The sequence below is a fragment of the Streptococcus oralis genome (assembly GCF_023110435.1).
GTDB classification, from domain to species: Bacteria; Bacillota; Bacilli; order Lactobacillales; family Streptococcaceae; genus Streptococcus; species Streptococcus oralis_CF.
Map to the genome: position 1 here is coordinate 705555 of NZ_JALDWB010000001.1, position 13200 is coordinate 718754.

9 protein-coding genes and 1 pseudogene are annotated in these 13200 nt (G+C 38.0%); 3 read left to right on the forward strand and 7 right to left on the reverse strand.

Features of this window, described 5'->3' with window-relative positions; genetic code table 11:
• Positions 1-12 precede the first annotated feature (12 nt).
• The 6 genes and pseudogenes from M1F97_RS03565 to M1F97_RS03585 all read right to left on the reverse strand — a co-directional run bounded on the left by M1F97_RS03565 (position 13) and on the right by M1F97_RS03585 (position 7145).
• The gene (locus M1F97_RS03565) at positions 13-876 is read right to left on the reverse strand and encodes a hypothetical protein (protein ID WP_247944218.1); all 864 of its coding nucleotides are present in this window, start codon (positions 874-876) and stop codon (positions 13-15) included.
• Positions 877-933: 57 nt separating this feature from the next.
• Positions 934-2763 (reverse strand): DUF2971 domain-containing protein, encoded by a 1830-nt coding sequence (locus M1F97_RS03570; protein WP_247944219.1) that lies wholly within the window; start codon positions 2761-2763, stop codon positions 934-936.
• A gap of 18 nt (positions 2764-2781) precedes the next feature.
• A pseudogene (locus tag M1F97_RS09145) lies at positions 2782-2967 on the reverse strand (UvrB/UvrC motif-containing protein); the annotation flags it as partial.
• Between the two features lie 80 nt (positions 2968-3047).
• On the reverse strand, positions 3048-4085 hold the full coding sequence (locus tag M1F97_RS03575; protein WP_247944220.1) for an acyltransferase: 1038 nt from the start codon (positions 4083-4085) through the stop codon (positions 3048-3050).
• A gap of 41 nt (positions 4086-4126) precedes the next feature.
• Complete coding sequence (uvrB, locus tag M1F97_RS03580) at positions 4127-6115, reverse strand: excinuclease ABC subunit UvrB (protein WP_045591229.1); 1989 nt, start codon at positions 6113-6115, stop codon at positions 4127-4129.
• 76 nt (positions 6116-6191) lie between these two features.
• Entirely contained in the window at positions 6192-7145 is a 954-nt protein-coding gene (locus M1F97_RS03585; protein WP_125448330.1) for a CPBP family intramembrane glutamic endopeptidase, read from the reverse strand.
• Between the two features lie 172 nt (positions 7146-7317).
• On the opposite strand from M1F97_RS03585, the gene M1F97_RS03590 reads away from it, so the two are divergent.
• From M1F97_RS03590 to zwf, 3 genes are all read left to right on the forward strand, one after another.
• Entirely contained in the window at positions 7318-9483 is a 2166-nt protein-coding gene (locus M1F97_RS03590) for an ABC transporter substrate-binding protein/permease (RefSeq protein WP_125448329.1), read from the forward strand.
• Positions 9483-10223, forward strand: coding sequence for an amino acid ABC transporter ATP-binding protein (locus tag M1F97_RS03595; protein WP_001096336.1), 741 nt, complete (start codon positions 9483-9485; stop codon positions 10221-10223). Before M1F97_RS03590 ends, M1F97_RS03595 begins: the two co-directional genes overlap by 1 nt.
• Before the next feature lie 149 nt (positions 10224-10372).
• Positions 10373-11860 carry a glucose-6-phosphate dehydrogenase gene (zwf, locus tag M1F97_RS03600; protein ID WP_247944221.1) on the forward strand — a complete coding sequence of 496 codons (1488 nt, stop codon included), beginning with the start codon at positions 10373-10375 and terminating at the stop codon, positions 11858-11860.
• A gap of 44 nt (positions 11861-11904) precedes the next feature.
• On the opposite strand, the gene ftsY is transcribed toward zwf, so the two are convergent.
• On the reverse strand, positions 11905-13197 hold the full coding sequence (gene ftsY / locus M1F97_RS03605) for a signal recognition particle-docking protein FtsY (protein WP_247944222.1): 1293 nt from the start codon (positions 13195-13197) through the stop codon (positions 11905-11907).
• Positions 13198-13200 lie beyond the last annotated feature (3 nt).

A 13200-nucleotide genomic window follows, 5' to 3' on the forward strand; every position in this document is an offset into this window, starting at 1 on the left:
CATATAAAATTTTTAGTTAAAATTACTTCCATAATAGAGCATCTTATGGTTTTGAATCTTTAAAGGGACACTACTACCTGAACGATATCCTTTAGCACCATAGTAGTAAGAAACCTCATAAAAGGCATCTGGCAACTCGGCATTATCTATCCCATTTGAAATAAATCCTGTCAGTCCGCCTTCGCTATCAAAATAATCTTTCTCACCCTCTTCTAAAACAATGTCGCGATAGATGATGTATCCTTTAATCATTTCTTTTTCCAAGAATTCATCAATAGGGAGATCATATAAACCTTGAAAAGCTTTCCCTTCCTTACGGTTCTTTTCGATGAGGACATAATAGTCTTGGATATTTTCAGATTCAGTATCGACACTCCAGTAACTATTCACATATTCTAGATTTGGATTTTCATATTGCTTAAAAAAACTCTCTACCTTCTCTTTGTTAGAAACACTGACAGGATGCTGATTGATTAGTTTATGAGCCATGTCTGAAAATTCTTGTATCATGGTTTTCGTAGTCCCATCATAGGCTAGTTCTTCATCAGTCTTTTGGGGATTGTATTTTGAGGACTTTGGACGATAAAACAAGGCATGATTCACAGTGACTCTACTTCCATCAACCTCTTCACTATAATTGTATTCAATTTTGTATTTTTCAGAAGTCCATTTATCTCTAGAAAACTTCGTAACCTTCATATCTCCTTTAAAACCATACAAATCAAGGGTTCTCCTTACTGCTGTCTCTACCTCCGCTTGATTTGCTTCAGGAAAAATATCATAAGTTGTTGTAAAGATAAGGAAGGCAAAACGTAGAATAAAGAATAAAGGGACAATATTTATAATACAGAAAATTAAAAGTAACTTTCTTTTCATTACTAGCTTCTCCTTATTAATAAAAAGATTAAAATTTCTTTGAAGCTTTAATTTTTCCTATACTGAACGATAAGGGATCTTCGAACTTTCTATCTCTATATCAGGATTGGCAAGTTTGAGATAAGGAGCAATATAGTCTGCATCCGTAACCTTTGGTCCTAGAATAACTTTTGAGTATTTCAAGGGAAGTAAATTGATGTATACAAATAAATCATATCTGCCATTATCTTTCGAGCTTAATACAATGTACTTTCTGAAATCATTATAGTTAACTTTATCAAAAACTTCTAACCCAATTTCTTCTTTCTTAAAGTACTTCTCATTTGATGAATCATTAGCATCTCTTTTAATTATATTTTGTATAGCTGTATCATCTAAATTAATTAAAATACGATACTCCATTTCATACTCATAGTCTTTAACTTTAAAAAGGTAAGAAATCTTCTTCAATTTCTCAGCAAGACTTTTTAATTCTTCTTCAGCTTCTAGCTCTTTCAATTTTTCAAAAATTTGTTTTAACTTAGAAAGAGGTTTATCGACATCTGGTTCTTCTGTATTATCTGAGTTCAAATCTAAATAGTGAATTTTAACAAACTCAATGTATTTATGTGCAACTATATCTTCAAGATAAGATAGATCATATTCAAGGAAGGCGCCTTGAGATGAATCTGCATATTCCTTCCACATAGGCAAACTATCAGATACCGTGGTTAGAGAAGATATAAAAACATTGGAAGTTTGGTATTGTTGGAAAAAAGTATTATCTATACCCAAATAATCATATATTACTCTTCCTTCCATCGGGTCATTTAACTGTTTTAGATTGGTCAGTCGTAAAAAGGGAGTTTTTACTTTAGAATCATTTTCATTTTTATTGTCATCTTTCCAGTCAGCTTTTATAAGATGATTTGTTAATGTGTCAATCTTAGTATAATGTCCAAAGGAACCAATTTCTTTCAACTCATTTGCATCAACTATCAATTTAGAACGTATACAGTATATAATCTTGTCCGCTTGTTCTAAAAGCTGATCAGCGTCTAATGACAGGATAAATTCTGAATCACTTTGCTCATTCAAATCATCATTATCATACTTCTTAATTAACTTAATAGCTTGGTTGCGGATGATATCCGAATCATTTTCTTCTACTATCTTTCGAACAACATCAATTGATTCTTCAATTATATCATCAAAATTCCTTGATATAAAATCTAAGTAGTCATCAATAAAAACATCTTGAGGATTCTCCATATAATAGTCATTTATCATTTTCAAGTGTTTATTTTGAAAAATTGAAACAAGCTCATTTAATTTGAAATACCAATATAAAGTAATTCCAGAAACATTATTTTCAAATATAAAGTTGATGAACGGTTCTAATTTACTTTTAAAATAACTTCTTTTTTCTTCTGGTAAACTTTCCTGTTCAAATAGTTGAACAAAAACTAAAAGTAAGTCCGAAATAAAGTATTCTCCATCCTCTAGATTTTCTTTTAATATTAAATCAAGGATTTTAAAGAAATAACTATCATTTTCAAATAGTTTAGAATATTCTTCATATCTTTCGGTTTCAACTAAATATAAACAAAGAATAGAGAAATAGTTAAAGATTTCAATCCAATGATATACTTGTGGTTTTTTTGATAGTATTTTATTTATGGCCTCTAAAATCTTCTTCTGGATAGATTTATCAATTTGTTTATGGAGAAAATAACAAATATCTATAATAGCTTCAACATAATCTAATTGTTCTTCTTCGGATAAATTCAAATATTGATTAGTAAAGTTTTCAAGTTCGTATCTCAGTTTATTCTCGTCCAACAAGTAAAAATGATTCTTTAATTCGGATTCACTAAATTCACCAGTAAAATAATTTAACTTTTCCATTTCATCTCCTTCTAAAACCTACCCCAACGCCTTGACTTCCAACATCATATCCCGAATCTGGGCGGCAAGTTCAAAATCAAGCACTTCGACGGCTTCTTGCATTTGTTTTTCCAGTTTCTTGACGAGTTCTTTGCGTTCTTGTTTATCGACTTCCTTGTCCTCTTCCTTGGCGACTGCCTTAGTTACAGTGATCAGGTCACGGATAATCTCAGTAAACCTTAAGTTCTCAATACATTGTATAATTTAGTCTCTCTTACTCCTATTTTTAATAAAACAATAAAGTTTTAAGTCTGTTTAAGATTTTTAAAACTCTTGATTGAAGTAAGAATATACGCCATTAATTTATTTCTAAAATACTCAATAATAGCACCAGAAAAAAATAGGATCAGTGTCATAACTAGAATAATAATGACAAACATGAAAAATTCTTGTTCTCCAACTAAAGTATAGATGTTTGGTATAATTCTTCTAAAAATAAGAGGATGTACATGAAACAGATAAATCCCCAAAGTTAGTGGAGATACTAAAAGAACAAGTCTCTTAAAAGCTAAAGGAAGATTTTTAATATTCAAGAATAGTAAAAAGATTGCTATTCCTTGCAGTGTGACCGTCGGAGAAATATAACTTCTCCACTGTTCAAAACCAAGCCAGCACAATATAAAAGTTAAACTAGTTAGAAATAAAATCAATCCACTAACATTACGTATTTGAAAACGACTTTCGTAATTTGATTTTCTAATTATTGCTCCTAAAATGTACAAGAGGATCATCCATAATACACTATATCCACCCCACAAGCCCAGAATATCTTGTTTAAATAACGTGGGTATGACAGAAAAGTATATAAATGCTCCACTAACAATTGGAAGCAATTGTTCTTTTTTCAATGTCAGCACTGCTTGATTCAAAAATGGTGCTATTAAGACTAAACCAAAATAGCAACTCATATACCAATACTGTCCATGACTTATTGGAGTTAAAGCTGAAAACCAATCAATTAAGTTGACAGATGATTTTGAAAAAATAGCAAATACAAAAGTAATTGAAATAGTATAGAAAATAATCTGTACCCAAAAACTAAACATTTTTTTATAACTAAATTGTGAATACAGACCGACATACCCACTGATTAAAATATAAATATTTACAGCTGAATATGAGAAAGCTTCTAAAAAATTGGCAAAAATATAGTAAAGATCTTTTTGACTATCAACTTTTTCTAAAATTCCACCCATACCCAAAACATGTAAATTGCAAATCATCAACATAGCTAAAATTCTACAACATTCAATGCCTATGTGTTTAGTTTTTTTTGCTGTCATATTATGTCTTTCTATATATTTCTATTTCTTTATACTTATTATCAATCCAACGCCTTCACTTCTAACATCATATCACGAATCTGAGCTGCCAGTTCAAAGTCAAGCACTTCGACGGCTTCTTGCATTTGTTTTTCGAGTTTCTTGACGAGTTCTTTGCGTTCTTGTTTATTGAGACTATTGATATCGACTTCCTTGTCCTCTTCCTTGGCAACTGCCTTGGTTACGGCAATCAGGTCACGGATTTCTTTCTTAATGGTTTGAGGTACGATACCATGCTCTTCATTATAAGCCATCTGGATTTTCCGACGGCGGGCTGTTTCATCAATGGCACGTTGCATAGACTGGGTCATCGTGTCCGCATACATGATGACATGCCCTTCGCTATTACGGGCAGCACGTCCAATGGTCTGAATCAATCCACGTTCGTTACGAAGGAAACCTTCCTTGTCAGCATCTAGAATAGCAACCAAACTTACTTCAGGTACGTCAATCCCTTCACGGAGCAAGTTGATTCCAACCAAGACATCAAAAACACCCAAGCGTAGGTCACGTATAATCTCTGTCCGTTCCAAGGTCTTGATATCCGAGTGCATGTACTTGACTTTGATGCCCATTTCTTTGAAGTAGTCGGTCAAGTCTTCTGCCATCTTCTTGGTCAAGGTTGTGATAAAGGTTCGTTCATTCTTTTCAACACGGGCATTGATTTCACCTAGGAGGTCATCAATCTGTCCCATAGTCGGACGGACTTCCACCTCTGGATCCAATAGTCCTGTTGGACGAATGATTTGTTCAATCACTGTCTCGGTCTGTTCATTTTCATAGTCACCAGGTGTCGCTGAAACGTAAACAATCTGATGCACATGGCTTTCAAACTCCTCCCGACGGAGAGGACGATTGTCCAAGGCAGACGGCAAACGAAAACCATAATTTACTAACATTTCCTTACGCGAACGGTCTCCATTGTACATGCCCTTGATCTGCCCCATGGTCATGTGACTTTCATCAATCATGATCAAGAAATCATCTGGGAAGAAGTCGAGAAGCGTATAAGGAGGCTCTCCTTCGCTACGACCATCCATGTGACGAGAGTAGTTCTCAACCCCATTTGTATAACCCATCTCACGTAACATCTCAATATCATACTCTGTCCGCTGTTTCAAACGCTGGGCTTCTAGCAGTTTGCCTTCCTTTTCAAAAACAGCTAACTGCTCCTCCAACTCCGCCTGAATCTTGGCAATAGCAACTTCCATGTGGTCGTCATTGGTCACAAAGTGAGTGGCGGGGAAAATCGCCAAATGATCCACTTCTCCCAATACCTGACCTGTCAAAGCCTCAACCTCACGGATACGGTCAATCTCATCCCCGAAAAACTCTACTCGAAAAGCGTGTTCATCACGTGAAGCTGGGAAAATCTCTACCACATCCCCACGTACACGAAATCTTCCGCGTTGAAAATCAATATCATTACGTTCAAACTGGATATCAACCAAGTCATTCAAGAGTTTATCACGAGAAATCTCAAGACCTGGACGGAGACTAACCACGCTATCAGAGTATTCCTTAGGCGAACCTAAACCATAGATACAAGAGACAGAAGCCACAACGATGACATCATTACGCTCCAGAAGGGCTGAAGTCGCTGAGTGGCGGAGCTTGTCAATCTCGTCATTAACAGAACTGTCCTTTTCAATATAGGTATCGCTCGAAGGAACATAAGCCTCGGGTTGGTAATAATCATAATAAGACACAAAGTACTCAACAGCATTTTCAGGGAAAAATTCCTTGAACTCTCCGTAGAGCTGACCAGCTAGGGTTTTGTTATGCGCAATGACCAAAGTTGGCTTATTGACTTTGGAAATGACCTGACTCATGGTATAGGTCTTCCCTGTACCCGTCGCCCCCATCAGAATCTGAGCCTTTTCTCCACCCTCGATATTATCAACCAACTGCTCAATTGCCTGGGGTTGATCTCCTGAAGGTTCGTATTTTGATACTAGTTTAAATTTATTATCTGTAATTCGATTGATCATAAGAATCCTCTCTCCATGTGCTATTCCTATTTTAGCATACTTATAGCATTTTCACGAAGAAAAGGACGGACCTAAGTCACATCCTTTCATTTTCTTTCTTTAATTGATTAGCGAGATAGACAATCAGAAGTAACAAGACTAAACTTGTCATGATAGAACCTTCAATCCCAAAAGAGCCTCCTGATAGCCAGCCTTGATCGCCTTGTGGTAAAAAGGTCATCAGAGACGTTCCTGACGGTTGACCGCTAACTAAAATGCCAAAAATATTGCCCTGAGCAAAATTCCAAGCTCCATGAATACCTGCAACCCCCCAAACTGTATCAGTTTTGAGAAGGTAAAGAGCCATGGCAACTCCGAATAAGAAGAGATTCACTAGAGATAGAGGTGTTAGACCAGAATTTCCCACATGAAGCAGGGTAAAGAATATGCTAGATATGACAACAGCAAGTTTTAGATTGGTTCTTGAGGCCAATTGTGGAAGAAGCCAAGCACGGGACACCACTTCTTCTGCTGTCCCCTGTAAAATCCAAAAGGGGATAGTAAAGACGACAAAAGTAAGCGAATAAGGATTCAAGCGAATGGATTCCAAACGATATTGCCCCAAGACCACCAAACCTAACAAGGTCAGAAGAAAAAGTGCCAAACCTAGGCCAAATCCTTTCAGAAGACTGCTAAGGAAATTTTCTCTATAAAATCCCAAGGTTCTAATAGATCTTTTCTCAACTTTTTTAGTCCATCTGAACACAGTGTTGAGAATAAAACCAAAGGACAGCAATGCTAAAATTAAACGAAAGTCACTTGTTTTATCCGTCAAGCTCTGCTGCAAGGTTTGCAAGTAAGTTGCAAGATTTTGACCAGCCTCTCCAAAATTTCTAGCAAGTCCGATGAGAGCTAACAAGCTAATACCATACAAAGTATATGCAACAAACTCTCCTATAAAGACAAAAACAAAGGCTAACAAAGGACTTGTGTAAATATTTAAACTCATTTGGGAAGATTGGAAGTCTTTAAATATTCTTTTATTCTTCATGTTCCTACCCTCATTTCTTCTATTACATGCTATTATTATATCATTTTATAGTAGCAATTCAAGAAGAAAAAGAAAATATAGATGTTATATTTTCTGACACAAAAATATAAAAATTTGCCTTTTCATCCATTTTCTGATATAATGAGAAAATATTCGGAAAAGGAGACTAAAAATGAAGAAAAAAATACTAGCATATTTGCTCATTTTATTTCCCATTTTCTCACTAGGTATGGTAAAAGCTGATACTGTTAAGATTGTGTCTGATACAGCTTACGCGCCTTTTGAGTTTAAAGATTCAGATCAAACCTATAAAGGAATTGATGTTGATATTATCAATAAAGTCGCAGAAATCAAAGGATGGAACATCCAAATGTCTTATCCTGGCTTTGATGCAGCTGTAAATGCAGTACAGTCAGGTCAAGCAGATGCCATTATGGCAGGTATGACAAAAACAAAAGAACGTGAAAATGTCTTTACCATGTCTGATACCTATTATGATACAAAAGTTGTCATTGCTACCACAAAGGCAAATAAAATCACCAAATATGAGGAACTCAGCGGGAAAACAGTTGGTGTTAAGAACGGAACTGCCGCTCAACGTTTCCTCGAAAGTATCAAAGATAAGTACGGCTTCTCTATTAAAACCTTTGATACAAGTGATTTGATGAATAACAGTCTAAGTGCTGGTGCTGTGAATGCCATCATGGACGATAAACCTGTTATTGAGTATGCGATTAACCAAGGACAAGATCTCAGCATCAATATGGATGGTGAGGCTGTTGGAAGCTTTGCCTTTGGTGTCAAGAAAGGGAGCAAGTATGAACACTTGGTTACCGAGTTTAACGAAGCCCTAGCACAAATGAAGAAAGATGGTAGCTTGGAGCAAATCATCCAAAAGTGGACGGCTTCTAAAACTACGGCAAGCCCAACAACAACTACTGCTGCTGGACAAAAAGCTACTCCTGTGAAAAGCAAGTACATTATTGCCAGCGACTCATCTTTCGCCCCATTCGTCTTTCAAAATTCAAGCAATCAATACACCGGTATTGATATGGACCTCATCAAGGCCATTGCCAAAGATCAAGGTTTTGAAATTGAGATTACCAACCCAGGATTTGACGCAGCCATTAGTGCTGTTCAAGCTGGACAAGCAGATGGTATCATTGCTGGTATGTCTGTAACAGATGCTCGTAAGGAAACCTTCGACTTCTCAGAATCATACTACACAGCAAATACGATTCTCGGTGTGAAAGAATCAAGCACAATTGCTTCTTATGAAGACCTCAAGGATAAAACTGTCGGTGTTAAAAACGGAACTGCTTCTCAAACGTTCCTTACTGAAAATCAAAGCAAATACGGCTATAAGATTAAAACCTTTGCAGATGGCGCATCTATGTATGACAGTCTGAACACTGGCTCTATTGATGCCGTGATGGATGATGAGCCAGTTCTCAAATATTCTATCAGCCAAGGTCAAAAATTGAAAACGCCAATCGCTGGAACTCCAATCGGTGAAACAGCCTTTGCGGTTAAAAAAAGTACAAATCCAGAATTGATCCAGATGTTCAATAACGGACTTGCGAACCTCAAAGCTAACGGAGAATTCCAAAAGATTCTTGACAAGTATCTAGCTAGCGAAACATCATCTAACTCTACAAGTACGGTTGACGAAACAACCATCTGGGGCTTGCTTCAAAACAACTACAAACAACTCCTTAGCGGACTTGGAATCACTCTTGCTCTAGCTCTTATCTCATTTGCAATCGCCATTGTCATCGGGATTATCTTTGGTATGTTTAGCGTTAGCCCATACAAATCTCTTCGTCTGATCTCTGAGATTTTTGTTGACGTTATTCGTGGTATTCCATTGATGATTCTTGCTGCCTTCATCTTCTGGGGGATTCCAAACTTCATCGAGTCCATTACAGGCCATCAAAGTCCAATTAACGACTTTGTAGCTGGCACCATCGCCCTCTCACTTAATGCGGCAGCTTATATCGCTGAAATCGTTCGTGGTGGGATTCAAGCTGTTCCAGTTGGGCAAATGGAAGCCAGCAGAAGCTTGGGTATCTCTTATGGAAAAACCATGCGTAAGATTATCTTGCCACAAGCAACTAAATTGATGTTGCCAAACTTCGTTAACCAATTCGTTATTGCTCTTAAAGATACAACCATCGTATCTGCTATCGGTCTGGTGGAACTTTTCCAAACTGGTAAGATCATCATCGCCCGTAACTACCAAAGTTTCAAGATGTATGCAATCCTTGCTATCTTCTATCTTGTAATTATCACGCTTTTGACTAGACTAGCGAAACGCTTAGAAAAGAGGATTCGTTAATGGCAAAACTTAAAATTGATGTAAATGATTTGCATAAGTATTATGGAAAAAACGAAGTTTTAAAAGGCATTACTACTAAATTCTATGAAGGAGATGTTGTCTGTATTATCGGTCCTTCAGGTTCTGGTAAATCAACCTTCCTTCGCAGCCTTAACCTTCTCGAGGAGGTAACGAGCGGTCACATCACTGTGAATGGTTATGATTTGACTGAAAAATCGACCAATGTCGACCATGTTCGTGAGAACGTAGGAATGGTTTTCCAACACTTCAATCTCTTTCCTCACATGTCCGTCCTAGAAAATATCACTTTTGCACCTATTGAACACAAACGAATGACCAAAGAAGAAGCTGAAAAATTGGGGATGGAGCTGCTTGAAAAGGTTGGACTAGCAGATAAAGCTAAGGCTAATCCAGATAGCCTTTCAGGTGGTCAGAAACAGCGTGTAGCTATTGCACGTGGACTTGCCATGAATCCTGATATCATGCTCTTTGATGAGCCAACTTCTGCCCTCGACCCCGAGATGGTTGGAGATGTACTAAACGTTATGAAGGAATTGGCGGAGCAAGGTATGACCATGATCATCGTAACTCATGAGATGGGATTTGCACGTCAGGTAGCCAATCGTGTTATCTTTACGGCTGATGGTGAATTCCTGGAAGATGGAACACCAGATCAAATCTTTGATAACCCACAACACCCTCGTCTGAAAGAGTTCTTGGACAAGGTCCTAAACGTATAAAACGAAACTGTAAGGAAATCCTTACAGTTTTTTAATTGCGTATTGGATTTTTTGATTTTTTTGAAAATTATGATAAAATAAAGACTATGAAAATGAGGAAATCTCATCCCTAGCCCGACTAGGAATAAAATTAGAAATTAGGTAGCTAGATGTCATCAAAGGTTATTGTTACAATTTTCGGTGCGAGTGGAGATTTAGCTAAACGCAAACTCTACCCTTCCCTTTTTAGACTCTATAAATCAGGCAATCTTTCTGAGCATTTCGCAGTTATCGGAACAGCTCGTAGACCTTGGAGTAAAGAATATTTCGAATCAGTTGTTGTTGAGTCCATCCTTGATTTGGCAGATAGTACCGAGCAAGCCCAAGAGTTTGCTAGTCATTTCTACTATCAAAGTCATGATGTTAATGATACTGATAATTACATCGCTTTACGCGAATTACAGGCTGAGCTTGATGAGAAATACCAAACGGACCACAACAAACTCTTCTTTCTATCAATGGCTCCTCAATTCTTTGGTACCATTGCCAAACACCTCAAGTCTGAAAACATTGTTGACGGCAAAGGTTTTGAGCGCTTGATTGTTGAGAAACCTTTTGGTACAGACTATGAAACTGCAAGTAAGCTGAATGAGGATCTTCTAGCAACATTTGATGAAGAACAGATCTACCGTATCGACCATTACTTGGGGAAAGAAATGATTCAAAGTATCTTTGCTGTTCGTTTTGCCAACATGATCTTTGAAAATGTATGGAACCGTGAGCACATTGATAATGTGCAGATTACCTTTGCTGAGCGCCTAGGAGTTGAGGAACGTGGTGGCTACTATGATGAATCTGGTGCCCTCCGTGACATGGTTCAAAACCACACTCTCCAGCTCTTATCTCTTCTAGCAATGGACAAGCCCGCTAGCTTTACAAAAGATGAGATTCGTGCTGAGAAGATTAAAGTATTTAAAAACCTTCACCAACCAAGCGAAGAAGAATTAAAAGAACACTTTATCCGTGGGCAATACCGTTCTGGAAAGATTGATGGTAAGAAATACATTTCCTACCGTAGCGAGCCAAACGTTAACCCTGAGTCTACAACAGAAACCTTTGCATCTGGTGCCTTCTTTGTAGACAGTGATCGCTTCCGTGGTGTTCCCTTCTTCTTCCGAACAGGGAAACGCCTGACAGAAAAAGGAACTCACGTCAATATCGTCTTTAAGCAAATGGACTCTATCTTTGGAGAACCATTGGCACCAAATATCTTAACCATCTATATCCAGCCAACAGAGGGATTCTCTCTCAGCCTCAATGGTAAACAAGTCGGTGAGGAATTTAACTTGGCACCAAGCTCTCTGGATTACCGTACAGATGCTACCGCTACTGGGGCTTCGCCAGATCCATACGAAAAGCTAATCTACGATGTCTTGAACAACAACTCAACCAATTTTAGCCACTGGGATGAAGTAAGTGCTTCTTGGAAATTGATTGACCGTATCGAAGAGCTCTGGGCTCAAAATGGAGCTCCACTCTACGATTATAAAGCTGGAAGCATGGGACCTCAAGCAAGCTTTGACTTACTTGAAAAGTATGGAGCCAAATGGACCTGGCAACCAGATATCGCCTATCGTGAAGATGGCCGTTTAGAATAGCAAAAATATCCTGCAAGATTGACTTGCAGGATATTTATTTTGTATTAAATCAAGCCCTCTAAAAGACCTTTCATAAAGTTTTCTGAGTTAAATTCCCCGATATCATCGATTTTTTCACCGAAACCAATTAATTTCACTGGGATATTGAGTTCTTCGCGGATAGCCAGAACAACACCACCTCGGGCAGTTCCGTCAATTTTTGTCAATACAATACCAGTAACAGGGGTAATTTTCGAAAATTCTTTGGCTTGTACCAAGGCATTCTGTCCAGTTGACGCATCGAGTGCTAGGAAGGTTTCATGTGGCGCCTCTGGAACGACACGTTTGATAATACGACCAATCTTTTCCAACTCGGCCATAAGGTTGTCTTTGTTTTGCAGACGACCTGCTGTATCAATCATGAGAATATCAATTCCTTCTGCTACAGCACGTTCCATCCCATCAAAGACAACACTAGCAGGATCAGCTTTTTCAGGCCCCGTCACAACAGGAACATCAACACGACGGCCCCATTCTGCTAGCTGGGCAACGGCTCCAGCACGGAAGGTATCTGCAGCAACCAACATGACTTTCTTGCCAGCTTGTTTGTAGCGGTGAGCCAATTTCCCGATAGAAGTTGTTTTCCCAACACCATTAACACCAACAAAGAGCATGACTGTCAAACCATCTTGGAAGTGGATACTTTCATCGTAGTTGCCATCCTTCTCATAGAGTTCAACCAATTTCTCGATAATGACACGACGAAGTGCGTCAGGCTTCTTAGCGTTTTCTAATTTAGCTTCATAGCGAAGCTCTTCTGTTAAGTTCGAAGCAACCTGCACACCGACATCACTCATGATGAGCAGCTCTTCCAATTCTTCGAAGAAGTCCTCATCGACAGAGCGGAAGTTGGCAAAGAAGGCATTCAAACGAGCTCCGAATCCCGTACGGGTTTTCTTGAGACTGCGGTCATATTTTTCCTGAACAGTTTCTTCAACCTGAGGAAGTTCTTCTTCTACTTCAGACGCGAATTCTTCTTCAGTTTCTACAGTTTCTTGATTCTCTTCTTCTAAAACTTCTTCTGCCTTTTGGAATTGCTCTAGCTCAACCTCTTCTTGAGCCATTTCCTCGACTACTTCTGGTTCAATGGCCTCATCTGTCGTGACCTGTGGAATTTCTTCTTGAGCAAGTGTTTCTTCCACTTTGTCCCTTGCTGTCTCTTCCTGACTTGTTTCTTCGATAGCCGTTTGATTTTCTTCAACTTCTTCTGACAAATCAATATTTTCCAGAGCTTCTTTTACAATATCCTCGATTTTCGGCTCTTCTTTTTTTCCGAATAAACGGTCAAATAATCCCATTTT

What these genes read in the sequence shown, in the direction of transcription:
- M1F97_RS03575 (WP_247944220.1), bottom strand. Translation starts at nt 4,085, where the DNA reads ATGACAGCAAAAAAAACTAAACACATAGGCATTGAATGTTGTAGAATT.
- M1F97_RS03570 (WP_247944219.1), bottom strand. Translation starts at nt 2,763, where the DNA reads ATGGAAAAGTTAAATTATTTTACTGGTGAATTTAGTGAATCCGAATTA.
- M1F97_RS03595 (WP_001096336.1), top strand. Translation starts at nt 9,483, where the DNA reads ATGGCAAAACTTAAAATTGATGTAAATGATTTGCATAAGTATTATGGA.
- zwf (WP_247944221.1), top strand. Translation starts at nt 10,373, where the DNA reads ATGTCATCAAAGGTTATTGTTACAATTTTCGGTGCGAGTGGAGATTTA.
- M1F97_RS03590 (WP_125448329.1), top strand. Translation starts at nt 7,318, where the DNA reads ATGAAGAAAAAAATACTAGCATATTTGCTCATTTTATTTCCCATTTTC.
- uvrB (WP_045591229.1), bottom strand. Translation starts at nt 6,115, where the DNA reads ATGATCAATCGAATTACAGATAATAAATTTAAACTAGTATCAAAATAC.
- M1F97_RS03565 (WP_247944218.1), bottom strand. Translation starts at nt 876, where the DNA reads ATGAAAAGAAAGTTACTTTTAATTTTCTGTATTATAAATATTGTCCCT.
- M1F97_RS03585 (WP_125448330.1), bottom strand. Translation starts at nt 7,145, where the DNA reads ATGAAGAATAAAAGAATATTTAAAGACTTCCAATCTTCCCAAATGAGT.
- ftsY (WP_247944222.1), bottom strand. Translation starts at nt 13,197, where the DNA reads ATGGGATTATTTGACCGTTTATTCGGAAAAAAAGAAGAGCCGAAAATC.